The sequence below is a fragment of the Nocardioides sp. NBC_00163 genome, assembly GCF_045206295.1.
GTDB lineage: Bacteria > Actinomycetota > Actinomycetes > Propionibacteriales > Nocardioidaceae > Nocardioides.
The window spans coordinates 2,367,477-2,383,881 of the sequence record NZ_CP108155.1 but is presented as its reverse complement, the minus strand read 5'-3'; the positions used below and the strand labels follow the sequence as shown (position 1 = coordinate 2,383,881).

15 protein-coding genes and 1 tRNA gene are annotated in these 16,405 nt (G+C 69.2%); 10 read left to right on the top strand and 6 right to left on the bottom strand.

Annotation, left to right across the window (positions count from 1 at the left end; translation table 11 throughout):
• The first annotated feature begins 10 nt into the window (after positions 1-10).
• The 4 genes from OG801_RS11490 (at position 11) to OG801_RS11475 (ending at position 6,701) form a co-directional block, all read left to right on the top strand.
• Positions 11-1,486: an amidase gene (locus OG801_RS11490; protein ID WP_406035795.1), complete on the top strand. Its 1,476-nt coding sequence runs from the start codon at positions 11-13 to the stop codon at positions 1,484-1,486.
• 91 nt (positions 1,487-1,577) lie between these two features.
• The gene (locus tag OG801_RS11485) at positions 1,578-3,401 is read left to right on the top strand and encodes a serine hydrolase (protein WP_406035794.1); all 1,824 of its coding nucleotides are present in this window, start codon (positions 1,578-1,580) and stop codon (positions 3,399-3,401) included.
• A 25-nt stretch (positions 3,402-3,426) separates the two neighbouring features.
• On the top strand, positions 3,427-4,746 hold the full coding sequence (locus OG801_RS11480) for a M20 family metallopeptidase (protein ID WP_406035793.1): 1,320 nt from the start codon (positions 3,427-3,429) through the stop codon (positions 4,744-4,746).
• A gap of 140 nt (positions 4,747-4,886) precedes the next feature.
• Positions 4,887-6,701, top strand: a complete 1,815-nt coding sequence (locus OG801_RS11475; RefSeq protein WP_406035792.1) for a bifunctional metallophosphatase/5'-nucleotidase — start codon at positions 4,887-4,889, stop codon at positions 6,699-6,701.
• Between the two features lie 78 nt (positions 6,702-6,779).
• On the opposite strand, the gene OG801_RS11470 is transcribed toward OG801_RS11475, so the two are convergent.
• The gene (locus OG801_RS11470) at positions 6,780-8,252 is read right to left on the bottom strand and encodes an MFS transporter (RefSeq protein ID WP_406035791.1); all 1,473 of its coding nucleotides are present in this window, start codon (positions 8,250-8,252) and stop codon (positions 6,780-6,782) included.
• 83 nt (positions 8,253-8,335) lie between these two features.
• Here OG801_RS11470 and OG801_RS11465 point away from each other — a divergent pair, with 83 nt between their 5' ends.
• Positions 8,336-8,812: a MarR family winged helix-turn-helix transcriptional regulator gene (locus OG801_RS11465; RefSeq protein ID WP_355019564.1), complete on the top strand. Its 477-nt coding sequence runs from the start codon at positions 8,336-8,338 to the stop codon at positions 8,810-8,812.
• Positions 8,813-8,830: 18 nt separating this feature from the next.
• Here OG801_RS11465 and OG801_RS11460 read toward each other — a convergent pair whose 3' ends face one another.
• The gene (locus OG801_RS11460; protein ID WP_406035790.1) at positions 8,831-9,532 is read right to left on the bottom strand and encodes a TetR/AcrR family transcriptional regulator; all 702 of its coding nucleotides are present in this window, start codon (positions 9,530-9,532) and stop codon (positions 8,831-8,833) included.
• A gap of 156 nt (positions 9,533-9,688) precedes the next feature.
• Between OG801_RS11460 and OG801_RS11455 the strand changes: the two genes are divergently transcribed.
• A complete protein-coding gene (locus OG801_RS11455; protein ID WP_406035789.1) occupies positions 9,689-10,564 on the top strand; it encodes a helix-turn-helix domain-containing protein in 876 nt (291 codons plus the stop codon).
• Between the two features lie 31 nt (positions 10,565-10,595).
• Positions 10,596-10,668, top strand: a tRNA-Lys gene (locus OG801_RS11450).
• Between the two features lie 58 nt (positions 10,669-10,726).
• Here the strand turns inward: OG801_RS11450 and OG801_RS11445 are convergent.
• From OG801_RS11445 to OG801_RS11435, 3 genes are all read right to left on the bottom strand, one after another.
• Complete coding sequence (locus OG801_RS11445; RefSeq protein WP_355019561.1) at positions 10,727-11,194, bottom strand: MarR family winged helix-turn-helix transcriptional regulator; 468 nt, start codon at positions 11,192-11,194, stop codon at positions 10,727-10,729.
• Positions 11,195-11,207: 13 nt separating this feature from the next.
• The gene (locus OG801_RS11440; RefSeq protein WP_406035788.1) at positions 11,208-12,269 is read right to left on the bottom strand and encodes an alkene reductase; all 1,062 of its coding nucleotides are present in this window, start codon (positions 12,267-12,269) and stop codon (positions 11,208-11,210) included.
• A 68-nt stretch (positions 12,270-12,337) separates the two neighbouring features.
• The gene (locus OG801_RS11435; RefSeq protein WP_355019559.1) at positions 12,338-13,243 is read right to left on the bottom strand and encodes an NADP-dependent oxidoreductase; all 906 of its coding nucleotides are present in this window, start codon (positions 13,241-13,243) and stop codon (positions 12,338-12,340) included.
• A 452-nt stretch (positions 13,244-13,695) separates the two neighbouring features.
• Here OG801_RS11435 and OG801_RS11430 point away from each other — a divergent pair, with 452 nt between their 5' ends.
• Together OG801_RS11430 and OG801_RS11425 are read left to right on the top strand one after the other, a co-directional pair.
• The gene (locus OG801_RS11430) at positions 13,696-13,899 is read left to right on the top strand and encodes a cold-shock protein (RefSeq protein ID WP_045548871.1); all 204 of its coding nucleotides are present in this window, start codon (positions 13,696-13,698) and stop codon (positions 13,897-13,899) included.
• 223 nt (positions 13,900-14,122) lie between these two features.
• The gene (locus OG801_RS11425; protein ID WP_008360628.1) at positions 14,123-14,269 is read left to right on the top strand and encodes a hypothetical protein; all 147 of its coding nucleotides are present in this window, start codon (positions 14,123-14,125) and stop codon (positions 14,267-14,269) included.
• A 5-nt stretch (positions 14,270-14,274) separates the two neighbouring features.
• Here the strand turns inward: OG801_RS11425 and OG801_RS11420 are convergent, their stop codons facing one another.
• Entirely contained in the window at positions 14,275-15,408 is a 1,134-nt protein-coding gene (locus OG801_RS11420) for a hypothetical protein (RefSeq protein WP_406035787.1), read from the bottom strand.
• A 50-nt stretch (positions 15,409-15,458) separates the two neighbouring features.
• On the opposite strand from OG801_RS11420, the gene OG801_RS11415 reads away from it, so the two are divergent.
• Complete coding sequence (locus tag OG801_RS11415; protein WP_406035786.1) at positions 15,459-16,325, top strand: NUDIX domain-containing protein; 867 nt, start codon at positions 15,459-15,461, stop codon at positions 16,323-16,325.
• Positions 16,326-16,405 lie beyond the last annotated feature (80 nt).

The window sequence follows — 16,405 nt, the reverse complement described above, 5'->3', positions numbered from 1 at the left end:
ACCTGCGCTCATGCGGGTCGATGAGTATCTGACGTACGACGCCACCGGGCTGGCGCGGCTGGTCGCTGCCAAGGAGGTGACCGCGGCCGAGGTCCTGGCCGCGGCACGGGAGCGGGCGGCGGCGGTGAACCCACGGATCAACGCGATCGTCGCGGACATCCCGGAGGCCGACGCCCAGGTCGCCGGCGACGGCCCGAGCGGGCCGTTCGCCGGGGTGCCGTTCCTGGTGAAGGACCTGGCTCAGGAGTATCAGGGGCACCCGACGACGTACGGCTCGAGGTCGCTCGTCGACGACGTCGCCGAGGAGCACTCCTACTTCACCCAGAGCGCCCTGGACGCCGGCCTGGTGATCTTCGGCAAGACGAACACCCCGGAGTTCGGGTCGAAGGGGATCACCGAGCCGGAGCTGTTCGGCGCCGCGCGCAACCCCTGGAACACCGACCACACGCCCGGCGGCTCCTCGGGTGGCTCCGGGGCGGCGGTGGCCGCCGGGATCGTCCCGGCCGCCGGCGCCAACGACGGCGGCGGGTCCATCCGGATCCCGGCTGCCTGCAACGGCCTGGTCGGTCTGAAGACCACCCGCGGGCTGCTGCCCCTGGGACCGCAGAGCCTGGATGCCTCCAACGGCTTCGTCGTCCAGGGCGTGGTGACCCGCACGGTCCGCGACGCGGCCGGGCTCTACGACGCGCTCATCGGTGACCAGCCGATGGCGATGATCCACGCGCCGCACCCTGGCGCCGCCTTCTCCGAGGCCATCGCGGCCGCGCCGCGCAAGCTCCGGATCGGGTTCACCTCGACGTCCTCCATCACCGCGCCCGACCCGGAGGCGATCGCGGCCGTCGAGGACGCGGCCAAGGCCCTCGAAGCGCTCGGCCACGACGTCGAGGAGGTCGAGGCGCCCTACGATGCCGCCGAGCTGGGCCGCGACTTCCTCACCATCTGGTTCGCCTCCGCCGCTGCCGAGGTAGCCGAGGCCAAGCTCCGCGTCGGAGCCAAGAACGCCGACTTCGAGGCCGACACCCTCGCCGTTGCCGAGCTCGGCCGGGCCGGGGGAGTGGTCGCCGTCGAGCTCGCGCACATCAACCGCCGCAACCACGTACGCCGCCTCAGCGGGTTCCACGAGACGTACGACCTGCTGCTGACCCCGACGTTGGCGAAGCCGCCGCTGAAGGTCGGGCAGCTGACCACGCCCAAGGCGCTCCAGACCGCCGCGCGGGTGCTGCACAAGGTGCACGGCGGGCGGGTCATGCGCGCGACCGGGATGATCGACCAGCTGGTCGACGAGAACCTCGGCTGGGTGCCCTACACCCAGCTCGCCAACATCACCGGACGCCCGGCGATCTCGGTGCCGACCTACCGGACCGCCACCGGACTGCCGCTGGGCATCCAGCTCTCCGGTCAGCTCGGCGACGACGGCCTGCTGCTGCAGGTCGCTGCTCAGCTGGAGCAGGCGAAGCCGTGGGCGGAGCACTGGCCGACGCTCTGAGACCGGACCAGAGACCGGACCTGAGACCGGCGCCGTGAAAGAAAATTTCCTTTCACGCACGAAGCTCGCGCCGGAGCGGCAGTATCGGGGTATGACACCGTCTCCGGACATGCTCATGACCTCTCGGCGCACGCTTCTCGGCGGCACCCTGAGCGGAGTCGCGATGACTCTCCTCGGCGGTGCCGCGGTGGCCTCGACCCCGGAGGACCCGACCAAGGCAACCAGGTCGCTCGCCTCGTTGGCCGGCGGGCCACCGACGATCACGCCGGACGAGCTGACCTTCACTCCGCGCACCGTCCTGCGTCCCGGCCACGCCCGCCAGGTCGGCCTCGACCCGGCGCAGATCGCGAGGATGCGCACCGAGCTGACCCGGTTCCTCGAGCCGACGACGGAGAACCCCGCACGTCCCCTGTACGCCGGGGCCACCGCGATCGCGGTCAAGGACGGCGTCATCGTCGCCCACGAGAGCGTGGGCAAGGCGCTCCGATACGGCCTGGACGGCACCACCGTCGTCGAGCTCCCGGCCGAGCAGCAGGTCGCGGCCGGGCTGGACACGATGTGGGACATCGCCTCGATGTCGAAGCTCTTCACCACGACCGCGATCCTCCAGCTGATGGAGCAGGGCAGCCTCGACCTCGAGGCGCCGGTGGTCACGTACCTGCCCGAGTTCGCGCCGCACGGCAAGGACGCGATCCTCGTACGCCACCTCCTCACCCATGTCTCCGGCCTGCTCGCCGGCCCGTCGCCGTCGCTGTGGGCGGGCTACGACACCTACGAGGAGCGGGTCGCGGCGATCATGGACACGACGCCGACGCACGCGCCCGAGCAGATCTACCGCTACTCCGACATCAACCTGATCACTCTCGGGCTGCTGGTCGAGCGGCTCTCGGGGAAGAAGCTCGACACCTACGTCCGCGACCACATCACCGAGCCGCTCGGGATGCGCGACACCATGTACAACCCGCCCGCCGACCGCCTCGACCGTGTCGCCGCCACCGAGTACCAGCCCTGGGCCGGCCGCCCGATGATCCGTGGTGAGGTGCATGACGAGAACGCCTGGGCCCTCGGCGGCGTCGCCGGTCACGCGGGCGTCTTCTCGACCGCGGCCGACATGGCCAGGTTCGGCCAGATGTACCTCAACGGCGGCGTCTACAACGGCACCAGGATCCTGAAGGAGGACACGGTCAGGCTGTCGTTGCGCGACTACACCGGCGCCCGGTTCACAAGCTCCCGCGGCCTCGGCTGGGAGCTCGCCACGACCTGGTACCACGGCCCGATCTGGTCGCCGGTCTCCTTCGGTCACACCGGCTACACCGGCACCAGCTTCGTGATGGATCCGATCGGCCACCAGCTCGTCGTGCTGATGACCAACCGCGTCCACCCCAGCCGCGACTGGGGCAGCAACAACCCGTCCCGACGTGCCGTCTCCGACGCGCTCGGCATGGCCTCGGCGGTCCGGCCGGCGAGGGGACGTACGTCGTGGTTCTCGGGTCGCACGAACGCGAGGAAGGCGACGCTCGACGTGCCTCTCACGGCCACCGACGACGCGAAGCTCACCTTCTGCTACTGGTTCGACACCGAGCCACGCTTCGACTTCGGCCGGCTGCAGTACTCCACCGACGGCACCACCTTCAGCCCGCTGCCCTGGACGCTCGAGGGTGGGGACTGGCGCTGGGAGACCAGCGAAGCGGTCAACGGCTACGGCGGCCGCCGGTGGCTGCGCGGCCGCGCCGAGCTCCCGGACGGCACGACCACGGTGCGGTGGACCTACGAGACCGACTCGTCCTCCCAGGGTCGCGGGATCTACGTCGACGGCATCGTGGTGAGCCAGGGGCGGCGTACGTCGTTCGACTCCTCCCGACCCGCCGACGAGGCACGCATCGTCGCCGACGGCTGGGCCCTCAGCGATCGGTGACACATCACCGATAGCCTCTGGGGACATGAGCCAGCCGCAGCAGCCGAACCCGTTCCTGGTCAACCAGCTCCGCGACGAAACAGACGCCAAGGCGCTCATCACGAAGGCGGCCGAGTCGAGCTCGGCGGGCGCGCCGAGGGGGATCCTGGACGCGATCCGCGACAAGCTCGTTGACCTGGGCCCCGAGCTGGTGGCGGTCTCCCACGACCTTGCGGAGCACCCGGAGACCGGCTTCGAGGAGCACCGGAGCTCGGCCGGGCTGGCCGAGTTCGTCGAGGCTCACGGCATCGAGGTGGCCCGTGGCGCCTACGGCCTCCCGACCGCCCTCTACGCCTCGGCGGGCGGCGCCAAGGACGGCCCGACGATCGCCGTGCTCTCCGAGTACGACGCGCTCCCCGGCATCGGCCACGGCTGCGGCCACAACCTGATCGCCACGGTCGGCGTGGGCGCGTTCCTGGCCATCGCGAGCGTGATCGACCGCCTCGGCGGCCGCGTGATCTGGCTCGGCACCCCGGCCGAGGAGGGCGGTGGCGGCAAGGAGCTGATGGCGCAGAAGGGCGCCTTCGACGGCGTCGACGCGGCGATCATGGTCCACCCGTTCACCTACGACAGCTCCGAGCCGGTCTTCCTGGGCCGGAGGCAGCTGAAGGTGACGTACGTCGGGGTGCCGGCGCACGCCTCGATCCAGCCGTTCATGGGACGCAACGCCCTGGACGCGGCCAACCTCCTCTACACCGGCGTCGCGCTCAACCGGCAGCAGATGCCGCCGACCGACCGGGTGCACGCGATCATCACCGACGGCGGCCTGCGTCCCAACGTGATCCCGGAGCACGCCTCGATCGAGTTCTACGTACGCTCCGCCTACCCCGAGACGCTCAAGATCCTCTCCCAGCGGCTGGAGGAGATGGCGATGGGCGCGGCGCTGATGACGGGCTGCGGTGTCGAATTCAACTGGGATGCGTCGCCGGTCTACCTGCCGATCCGCAACAACAGCGGGCTGGCCCAGGCGTGGAACCGCCGCTACCAGGAGCGCAACCACACCGTCCTCGCGCCCGGCGTCGTCCCAGACCTGCTCGCCGGGTCCACCGACTTCGGCAACGTCTCCTTCCGCGTCCCCGGCCTGCACGCGATGGTCAAGATCGCCGAGCCCGACGTGTCGCTGCACAGCCGCGAGTTCGCCGCTGCCGCGGTCACGCCGTACGCCGACGAGGTGCTCGTCGATGCCGCCTACGGTCTCGCCGGCGTGGCTGCCGACTATCTCTCCGACGCGAAGCTGCGGGAGACGGTCCGCGAGGAGTTCGAGGAGGCCGGTGGAACGGTCAGCGTTACCGAATTTTTCGGGTGATTAACGGTTGATGACGATTCGGCAGCGGTAACCCGATTACCTCTTCCCAAGAAGAACCCGAAGGGGCATCGTTCCCTTCGTTGATCACTGAGATGGGGAGCCCCGCAATGTCTCGTAACATCCGAAGAATTCGCCCCGCTGTGGCCGTTGCCGCGGTCGCCCTCGCGGCCGCCGCGGTCGCCACCCCGTTGGCGACCTCTGCCTCGGCCAAGCCGGGGCCCGGTCACGGGAAGCATCTGGTCGATGTCCAGCTGCTCTCGTTCAACGACTTCCACGGCAATCTCGAGGCTCCGTCGGGTTCGAGCGGGCGCCTCGTCACCGGCCACCACATCGACCCGGCCACCGGTGCGCCGGTCGACGAGACCGTGAACGTGGGCGGGGTGGAATACCTCGCCTCCCACCTGGCCGAGGCCCGCAAGGGTCACAAGCGTTCGCTGACCGTCGCCGCGGGCGACCTGATCGGCGCCTCGCCGCTGCTCTCGGCCGCCTTCCACGACGAGCCGTCCATCGAGGCGCTCAACAAGCTCGGCCTGGACGTGACCTCGGTCGGCAACCACGAGTTCGACGAGGGCTACAAGGAGCTGCAGCGCATCGCAGACGGCGGCTGCATCGATGACGGCGACGGCGAGGACAACCAGAACTCCTGCGCCTCCCACGAGTACGAGGGCGCCGACTTCGACATCCTCGCCTCCAACGTGATCGAGGACGCGAGCGGCAAGACGATCCTGCCGTCCTACGCGATCAAGGAGGTCGACGGCGTCAAGATCGGCTTCATCGGCATGACCCTGGAGGGCACTCCCGACATCGTCACCGCCGAGGGGGTCAAGGGCCTCACCTTCAAGGACGAGGTCGAGACCGCCAACGCGCTCGTGCCCAAGCTGAAGAAGAAGGGCGTCAAGGCGATCGTCACCCTGATCCACGAGGGCGCCAACCTGCCGAGGGAGAAGTGGACCGATCCCGCCACCGGCACGGTCTACGACGTCAACGCCAGGTACGACTACACCTGCGAGGGCGGCGGCGAGCTGGTCGCCGGCTCGCCCATCGTGCCGATCGCCCAGGACCTCGACCCCGAGATCGACATGGTGGTCACCGGCCACACCCACAACCCCTACGTCTGCGACGTACCGGATCCCAAGGGCAAGTCCCGCCTGGTCACCTCGGCCTCGTCCTTCGGCCGGCTCTACACCGAGACCAACCTGAAGTACGACCTCAAGAAGCGCGACATCGTCCGCTCCTCGGTCAAGGGCTCGAACCTGCTCGTCACCCGCGACGTGGCCAAGGCCCCCGAGCAGACCACGCTGATCAACACCTACAAGGAGCTGGTCACCCCGATCGCCTCCCGCGTGCTCGGTTCGATCTCCGGTGACGTCACCCGCACCGCCAACGCCTCCGGCGAGAGCGCCCTCGGTGACCTGATCGCCGATGCCCAGCTCGCCGACCAGTCGACGGTCGTCAACGGGCAGGCGCCGATGATCGCGTTCATGAACCCGGGCGGCATCCGCGCCGACCTGACCGCGACCAACTCGCCCTACGGCGAGGCCGTCGGTGATGTGACCTACGACGAGGCGTTCACGGTCCAGCCGTTCAACAACTACATGGTCTCGCTGACCATGACCGGCCAGGACATCTACGACCTGCTCACCCAGCAGGTCACCGGCGCCAACGCCGCAACCCACAAGATCCTGCAGGTATCGGAGGGCTTCTCCTACCAGATCAGCCCCTCGGGTCCCGTCGACGGATCGGTCACGCTCAACGGCCAGCCGATCGACAAGGCCGCGTCCTACCGGGTCGTGACCAACAACTTCCTGCAGGGCGGCGGCGACGCTTTCGCCGCCTTCACCAAGGGCACCGACCCCTACTACGGCGGCCTCGACATCGACGCCTTCTCCGCCTACCTGGAGGCCAACTCGCCCTACACCCCGGGCCCGCTCGACCGCATCACCGGGACCCACTGAACGACGATTCGTTCGTACGCAGCGGGCCCGACCAGCTCTGAGCTGGTCGGGCCCGCTGTCGTATCGGCGTGTTGCCGATCAGTGCGATCCGGCGAGCACCGCGTCGTCGGCGGTGTCGTCGGCCGCTTCCTGCCGCGGCCTGGGGATGAGGAGCACGATCAGCGCACCGACACCGGCCGCGAGCGCCCCGATCACGAAGCAGAGCTGGAACGCGCCCGCGGTCGGAATCTCGGGCATGCCGGGGGCGAGGACAGTTGTCCGGCTGGTCAGCACGATGGCCATGACCGCGCCCGCGACCGTGGTGCCCATCGAGCGCATCAGGCTGTTCAGTCCGACGCTCGCGGCGGCCTCGGCGGCCGGGACGTTGCTGAGGATGAGCGTGGGCATCGCGGCGTACCCGATCCCGACGCCTGCCGAGGCGATGCAGGAGGCGAGCATGAGCTGCCACGGGGCATCCATCAGGAAGACCGCGACGACGTAGCCCGCGGCCAGGACGACCGCGCCGATCGCCATCGTGCCGCGCCCGCCGAGGCGGGTCAGCAGGCGCGAGGAGACGGGGGTGAAGAGCATCATCATCAGACCTGCCGGCGCCATCCACATGCCGGCCTGGAAGATGGTCTGGCCCAGGCCGTAGCCGGTGGCCTCGGGCATCTGGAGGAGCTGCGGGACCACGATCGACTGAGCCATCATGCCGAAGCCGATGAGGACGGCCGCGATGTTGGTGAACAGCACCGGCTTGCGCGCGGTGGTGCGCAGGTCGACGAGCGGGTCGTCGTGGCGTAGCTCGTACCAACCCCAGAGCAGCAGGATCACGACGCCGCCGACGATCATGCCGAGGGTCCTCGGCTCGCCCCAGCCCCAGTCGTTGCCCTTGGAGACACCGACCAGCACGCCGACGAGCCCGGCCGCGAGCCCGAGCGCGCCGATGATGTCGAGGCGGCCGGGGTGGGCATCGCGTACGTGCGGGACGACGGCCGCGGTCAGCACGGTGACCGCGAGGGCCAGGCCGGCGGAGACCCAGAAGAGGGTGTGCCAGTCGAAGTCCTGGGCGATCCAGGCGGCCAGCGGCAGACCGAGCGCGCCGCCGACCCCGAGGGTGGCGCTGACGCCGGCGACCGCGGTGTTGCGCAGGTGTTCGGGCGCGACCTCGCGTACGAGGCTGATCGCGACCGGGATGTAGCCCATCGCCATGCCCTGGAGCACGCGGCCGACCAGGACCGGACCGACGGCGTCGGAGAGCGCCACGATGACGGAGCCGACCACCAGCACGATCCCCGAGATGACCAGGACCGGCTTCTTGCCGTAGAGATCGGCGAGGCGGCCGGTGACCGGCATCGTCACACCGGCGCCGAGCAGGGTGGCGGTCAGCACCCAGGAGGCGGTGCTGGCCGTGGTGGAGAGCAGCTCGGGGAGCTCGCTCTGGATCGGGATGACCAGTGACTGCATCAGCGCGGCGCAGAGGCTGCCGAAGCAGAGCACGATGACGACGGCCACGGCGCCACCCGCGGAGCGCGTGGTCGGCTCGCGGGCGGGGGACGGGGAGGAACTCAAGGCACACCTCTGATGTGTAATCTACATATTGACGTATGTATGCTACACATCATGAGGTTCACGCGACAATGCCCGGAGATGTGATGCCGTCCACAAAGCCGTCCTCCGAAGACCCTCTCTTCAGGCCGATCAGCCCGGATCTGTCCACCGACCGCCGTCTGGCCTCCTTGGTGGGGCGCCTCGAGGTGCACCGCCGTCTCGCCGAGGACCGCAGCGCGCTCAATCACGCCGACGGCCGTCTGCTCTGGTTCCTCTCCGACGGGCGGCCGCGTACGCTCCGGGAGATAGCCGACGGCCTCAACCTCGAGCAGTCGACCGTGAACCGGCAGGTGAACGCCGCGCTCACCACCGGCCATCTGCGGAGGTTCGCCGAGCCGGGGCGCTCGGCGCGACTGATCGAGCCGACCGAGGAGGGGCTCGCCGTCTACGAGGCGGCCTCGGCGCGGGCGCTGGGCGCCTATGCGGACGGGCTGGCCGCTCTCGGGGACGAGTCCGAGAAGTTCCTCGAACTGCTCGAGCGCTTCGTGGGTGCCTACGGCGAGGCCGTGCGTGAGCGATGACGCGCAGCATCGAGATCTCTAGTCGCCGGAGCGGCTCGTCGTCAGCCCGCCCATGAGGGTTGTAGCTGACGAGGCTGCCGGGGTGATGCGACTGTCGGGGACCCCGCAGGCGCGCAGGCAGGTCGAGGCGATGACGGCGGCGGTCGCGTCGTCGATCGGCACACCGCTGCTGCGGAGGGTGGTGGTGACCTCGACCAGATGCATGAGCATCTCACCGAGGTGGCCCGGCTCGGCCGCTGTTGCGACCCCGGGCGCCGTGGCCCGGGTGGCGATCCGCCCGTAGGCCTCGGCGAGCTCGGCGCGAATGCTGCGAAAGGCATCGAACGCCTCGCTGCTGGTCACGTCGGGATGAGTGGCCAGCATGCCGATGTTGTCCGGCGCCTCGGCGAGCGTGTGGATGTCGACGAGGGCCAGCAGGTAGAGCGCGGCCTCGGGGCTCGCGGACGCGGTCAGCTGCTCGATCTGGTCGACCCGATCGACGGTGGGTCGGACGGACCGCTCCAAGAGCTCGGCGAGGATCTCGTCCTTGCCGGTGAAGTGGTAGTAGAGCGACGCCTGTCTGATCCCGACCTTGTCGGCGATCTCCCGTGTCGAGGTTGCCGCGAAGCCCTTGGTCACGAACAGCTGCGCCGCGGCATGAAGCACCTGCTCGCGCGGTGGGGCTGCTGTGTTCGAGGGGACGAGGCGTGGTCGTCCGGGGTGGGTTCGTCGGATGCTCATCGAGGCCCTGCCTTCCTGTCGACGTCGACCCCGGAGTCAGTAGAGCATAATATTTTGATCTTGCCAATCATGATGTGCATCTGGACGGACGGTATGCCCATCGGGCACGATGGTGGTTCGCCGAACCTGTCGAAGCCGTCGAAGGAGGCTGTCGCCGTGCCCCGCCCCAACCGTCGAGCCCGTGAAGCGCTGACCGAGGCGCTCCGGGATGCCCGGCGCGCCGCCGGCCTGACCGGATCCGGCCTGGCGGATGCCCTGGGCTCGGGCTGGTCCCAGCCCAAGGTGTCGAAGATCGAGTCGGGCCGGCAGTCGGTCTCGGCGGCCGAGGTCCGTGCCTGGGCGGCCGCGGTGGGTGCCGACCGGGAGATGCTGCTCGCGCTGCGTGCCCGCGCCGACCAGGAGCACGCCGCGTTCCGCGACGCTCATCCGACCGGCGGTGGTGCGGAGCAGCACCAGGACGCGTACGCAGCGACCGAGGTGGCCACGAAGGTCCTGACCAGCTACCAGCCGCACAGTGTCCCCGAGCTGCTGCAGACCCCCGACTACGCGCGTGCTCTGCTGGCGCTGGCGGGTGGTTCGCGCGACCGGGACGCCGTTGCCGGAGAGGTCTCCCATGTGATCGCGGCCAGGCTCCGTCGCTCGGCGATCCTCTACGAGCCCGGCCGGACGATCACCATCCTGGTCGGCGAGGCTGCCCTCCATCACCTGGTGGGCTCGCCCGACATCATGCGTGCCCAGATCGAGCACATCGCCAACCTTGCGACCACCACCCAGTCGACCATCGGGATCGTCCCCTTCGAGAGATTCCCCGTTCTGGTCCAGCACGGCTGGGACCAGCGCGACCGGATCGTCACCCTCGAGACCAGCGCCGGCGACCTCGAGATCGCCGATCCGGTCGAGGTCGCCCGCTACGAGCGCTGGACGCAGCTCCTGCTCGAGCATGCGCTGACCGGCGAGGCGGCCGCCGAGCGATGCGCCCGGATCATCAGCGAGCGCGGACGGTCGTCGACGCGCCTGGGCGACCACGAATAGGACACGGCCGCCGCTCCGGTAGACTCCCGGCGGGCCGTTAGCTCAGTTGGTAGAGCAGTGGACTTTTAATCCATGGGTCGTCGGTTCGAGACCGACACGGCCTACAGCGGGATCGAGCCCCGAGCCGCATGTGCGACTCGGGGCTCGGCCGTGTGATGCGGGTCAGCCGGACTCTTCTTGCGGCAACGGTCGGCTGCTGATCGAGTCGGTGATCGCGCCGGCAGTCTCGACGAACGCCGCTGCCTGTTCCTCGGTCAGAGTGCCCGCCGAGGCTCCCTCCAGGCTCTGCCATAGGGCGGCGATGGGTTCTCGCATGGCGCGGCCCTTGTCCGTGAGATGGACGACCATCACCCGCCGGTCGTGTTCGGCCGGCTCGCGGACCAGCAGGCCCGCTTCCTGCATGCGGCGCAGGGACTTGGAGACGGTGGAGTGGTCGAGGCCGACGCTCTCGAGAAGCTCGGACTGGGTCTGGCCCTCGCGATCCAGCAGCTGCATCAGGAGCAGTTCCTGGCCGGGGTGCAGATCCATCTTGCGCAGCAGGGCGCCGGCGTAGGCGCGGTGGGCGCGGGCGAGCTGGAAGATCGCGTAGCTCATCGGCCCGCCTGCGGCAGTGGTGGGAATCTCGGGCATGGTCTCCGCTTCTTCAGCCGGTGTGGGTGGGGTAGTCGGTGTATCCGACCGCTCCGCCACCGTAGAAGGTCGCCGGGTCGGGAGTGTTCAACTCTGCCCCGACGCGCAGCCGCTCGACCAGGTCGGGGTTGGCAAGCGCCAGTGCACCGACGGAGACCAGGTCGGCCGTGCCGTTGTCGACGTCCTTGGCGCGAGTGGGGATGTCGGCGCCTGGCCGGTTGAGGATCAGAGTGCCGGGCCACTGCGCGCGGAGCGTGTCGAGCAGCTGCTCGTCGCCCGCATGCATCAGGTGCAGGTAGGCCAGGCCCAGCGGGCGCAGCGCCTTCACCAGCGCCGGGTACAGCTCGTGGGTGTCGGACTCGACGATGTCGTTGTACGGGTTTCCCGGCGAGATGCGGATGCCGGTGCGCTCGGGACCGACCTCGTCGGCCACCGCGGCGACAACCTCCACGGCGAAGCGGATACGGGCCCCGATCGAGCCGCCGTAGCGGTCTGAGCGCTGGTTGGCGTTGCCGGAGAGGAACTGGTGGACGAGGTAGCCGTTGGCGCCGTGGATCTCCACGCCGTCCGCGCCCGCCGCAACCGCCGCCGCAGCCGCGCGCCGGAAGTCCTCGACGGTCTCGGTGACCTCGTGCGTCGAGAGCGCACGAGGCTCAGGCATCTCCTGAGGGCCGGAGGCGGTGAACATCACGCCGGCTGGGCGGATTGCCGAGGGAGCGACGGGCTGGCGGTGGTGCGGAGTGTTGTCGGGGTGGGAGATCCGGCCGACGTGCATCAGCTGGATGAACACCCGGCTGCCTGCCGCGTGCACCGCATCGGTGACCTTGCGCCACCCGGCGATCTGCGCGTCGTTGTAGACACCGGGGGTGAGCAGGTAGCCCTGGCCATCGGCTGAGGGCTGGGTGCCCTCGGTGATGATCAGCGCCTTGGAGGCGCGCTGTTCGTAGTACTCGGCATTCAGCTCCGTCGGCACGCCCTCCGGGGTGGAGCGGTCACGGGTCATGGGGGCCATGACCAGACGGTGTGGCAGAGAGGTGCCGCCGAGGGTGATCGGGGCCCACAGGGATTCCAGCATGAAAAGTCTCTTTCGGTGAACGTGGTGGCCCGAATGGCCACCGCAACAGGTGGGTTGGGGCGGGACGCTCAGTCGACGGTGAGGACGAGCTTGCCGCGTACGTGTCCGGCGTCGCTGGCCTGCTGGGCGTCGGCCGCCTTGGCCAGCGGGTACGCCGTGACGGTGGTGGTCAGCGTTCCGGCCGCGGCGTCCTGAGCCACGGCGGCCAGGCGCTCGACGGGGTAGTCCCCGCCGCCGGGGGAGAAGGCGACGCCGAGCTCGCCCGCACCGAAGTCGGCGATGGTGACGATGCGCTCGGTGCCGCCGCGCAGGGTGATGGAGTCGGGCAGGGCGCCCTTGCCGGCCAGGTCGAAGACCGCGTCCACGCCGTCGGGAGCCAGGGCCCGCACCCGCTCGACCAGGCCCTCGCCGTAGGTGGTCGGGGTCGCGCCGAGCGAGGTGAGGTAGTCCTGGTTCGAGGCGCCGGCCGTGGCGATCACGCGGGCACCGCGGGCGGTCGCGAGCTGGACAGCCACGGTGCCGACCGCTCCGGAGGCGCCGTGCATCAGCACGGTCTCCCCGGCGGTCACCTCCAGCTCGTCCAGGACCCGTTCGGCGGTCTCGCTGGCGACCGGCAGCGCGGCCGCGACCTGCCAGGAGAGGTCTGCGGGCTTGGGGGCCACGGCGGTGGCCAGGGCGTACTCGGCGTACGAGCCGGTGTCCGCCCAGCCGAGCACCTCGTCGCCGACCTGTACGTCGCTCACGCCCTCACCGAGCGCGTCGACCACGCCTGCGACCTCGCCGCCGGGGATGGCGGGGAACGTCGTCGGGAAAACCGCCTCGAGCATCCCGGCGCGCTTCTTGCCGTCCAGCGCGTTCAGCCCGGCGGCCTTGACGCGTACTCGGACCTGGCCGGGCCCGGGCTGCGGGACTTCGACGTCCGCCTCGTGCAGCACATCCGGACCGCCGAACTCATCGAAAATGATCGCTTTCATGAACACTCCACTTCGGGTCGCGTTGCTCTGGCGAATAATGTGGCCAGCCACATAATGACCATAACACCAATCATGTGGCTAGCCAAGTATTGCGGGCAGTGGCCAGAGCCGGCGGGGCTCTCGTGGGCCGGAAGCTGCCTCGGAACCGGTGGCCGTACGTCCCGCAGAGCGGCCGTTTCACGGCTCTGTTGGGCAACCTTCACCCCTTCGCGCGTAAAACGATCGGTCAAGGGGGGTTCGCTCAGGCGCGTGAGTTGCTAATGTCACTCCCGCAACAGGTGCAAGTTCCAGAAGGTCTGACGCCTGCGGAGTTTGTGATCCAACGGCGTTTCTGCTCTGTGCCCGCCCGGACCCCGGTTCGGGAACACAGGTCGGAGCGACGTGTCACCCGCCCCTGATGCGGGGCTACCGAACCTGGTGGCCTCTCGCCCCGACTAAGGAGTAACGAGCAGATGGCTCAGGGCACCGTTAAGTGGTTCAACGCCGAGAAGGGTTTCGGCTTCATTGCGCAGGAGGACGGCGGCGACGACGTCTTCGTTCACTACTCTGCGATTCAGACCAACGGCTACAAGTCGCTGGACGAGAACCAGAAGGTCGAGTTCGACGTCACCCAGGGCCCGAAGGGCCCGCAGGCGGAGAACGTTCGCCCTCTCTGAACAAGTAAGAAGATCTCGGGTTCGGCACCTGCCGACACTGATCATCTGCAACGAGGCCCCAGCCGTTCGGCTGGGGCCTCGTGGTCTGATTGGAGCCCTCTCAGGCGTCTGTGTCACGCTTGATGTGACAACTTTTGATGGTTCTTGGTGGATCAGCGCGCAGATCCCCCGAGACTGGGCGATGATGTGAAGACGAGCTTTTGAGCGAGGTGAGGAGGCGGGCGTGGCTGATCAGTTCGATGTGACGCTGGAAGATCCCGAGCTGCTCCTCGAGGTCGAGCTCACCACCAATCTCATCGTCGCCGCCAGCGAGTCCGAGGATCACCTCTCCCAGGACGAGATCGACCGCATCCTCGGGATCATCCCCTAAAGACGTCAGCAGGTCGCGAAGAGCAGCGGCCCGTTCGCCAGGTCGGAGAGCACGGCCGTGCCGTCCTTCGGCTGCAGCTGCATGGTGACGACCTCGTCCTCGGCCGCGACCTTCCCGAGCTCGAACCGCTCGTCGAACGTGCCGCCCTGGCCGGGCGCCGGACCGACGGCGAGCTTGGCCCGCGTGTCGGCGTTCGTACGCGCCTGGTCGTCGTTCTCGAACGACATCGCGACACGTACGCCGCCGTTCGGCTCGGCTGCCATGGCGAAGCCCGCGACCGGGTTGATGTCGCCCGCGGCGTCGACGAGGCCGTCGGCCTGGTCCTGGTCCGCGGCCGAGGCACCGCCCAGCCCGATCTCGGTGCAGGTGAAGTCTCCGTCGTACACGAACGCCGAGAGAGGGTCGCCGAGCCGGTCGGCGGCGTCCGTCATCGGCTCGTGCAGGTCGCCATCGCCGAGGCTCTCGACCTGGTCGCTCAGGTAGCGCCGGCCGTCCGAGGCCAGGATGAGGTCATCCTCGGGCAGGAAGGCGATGTAGGTGAGCTGCGGGCTGATCGTCGAGTCGATCCCGGAGTCGGTGAAGCTGGAGAACGGGACCAGCGTGCCGTCCCAGACGCCGCCGTCTGCGGGGTCGTCCTCGGGAGCGGTGAACCCCATCGAGGTGAGCTGGTCGACGAGGTGGTCGGCGTCCATGTCTTCGAGGTGCCCGACCATGAGCGCCCCCTCGGTCGACTGGGTGTAGAGCTCCCAGTCGAGGGTCGCGGGTGACCAGCCGAAGTGCTGCTGCAGCAGCCCGGAGGCGTCGGGCAGCACCGAGGTCGAGGTGAGGTCCTTCGTATAGGCCTCGTCGATCATCTCGTGGACCTCCTCCGGTGTGGAGTCGGCATCGAGGTCGGCACCGACGCTCTCGCGGATTCCCGTCCAGTCGGTGAAGGAGACCCGTGTCGCCTCGGCGGGGGCCAGTCGCAGCGCCTCGTCGAGGTCGCCCCCGCGGGTCGCCCATGCGCGGGCCAGGAAGATGACCAGCGCAACGACGACGACGCCCACCGCGATGGTCAACAAGGGGTGGGCGCGTACGACTCGGGATGATCGGTCTGCCCACGTCCTGGGGCGGCCGAGAAGCTGGGGGGTGCGGAGCATTGCGAGGAACCTTAGACGAATCAGCCGCCTTCTCGACATACCCTGTGCGCATGCCCGAGATCCCGGCCGCCGGCGTAGTGGTTTTTCGCGAGCACGAAGACCTGCCGGAGGTGGCGCTGGTCCACAGACCCAAGTACGACGACTGGTCCTTTCCCAAGGGGAAGGTCGACCCCGGCGAGACGGTGCCGGTGGCAGCGATCCGCGAGGTGCGTGAGGAGACCGGTCTGCGGGTCGCGCTCGGCCACCCGCTCCAGCCGCAGCGCTATCCCGTCGAGGCGGGTCAGAAGGTGGTCCACTACTGGGTCGGCCGCACCGCTGCCGGCGCCGACGACGATGTCGAGGGCTACCTGATCAACGACGAGATCGACGACGTCGAGTGGCTGCCGGTGGACGAGGCGCGCCAGCGGCTCACGTACCCGCACGATCGGGCGACGCTGCAGCAGGCCGAGGACGTACGCCACCCCACCACGCCCCTCGTGGTCCTCCGTCATGCCGCATCCGTCGGCCGTTCGGCCTGGTCCGGTGCGGACCAGGGGCGGCCGCTCGACGACACCGGCCGCACCCAGGCGGTCACTCTGGCCGGCCTGCTGATGGCCTACGACATCCGCCGGGTGGTCACCTCGCCCAGCGTTCGCTGCACGCAGTCCGTCGCGCCGTACGCCGGGCTCGCCGGTGTCGCTTCCGAGCAGATGAGACTGCTGAGCGAGGAGGGTGCGGACGAAGGGGGCGTTTCGGCCCTGGCTGCCGGCACCCTGCGTGACCTGGCCGTTCCGACGGTGATCTGCACGCACCGACCGGTGCTGCCGTGGGTCTTCGAGGGACTGGGGATGCGTGACCCGAAGCTGGCGAAGGGCGAGCTGATGGTGCTGCACGTGCGCGCCGGTGAAGTGCGTGCTGTTGAGGCATTTCAGGTCTAGCAGAGGCTTGAGGCCTGCCTGTTCATCTCCTGTGCCCGGAACTGACACTGATTTGCCACCGACTTTGAATTCCTCGTTCA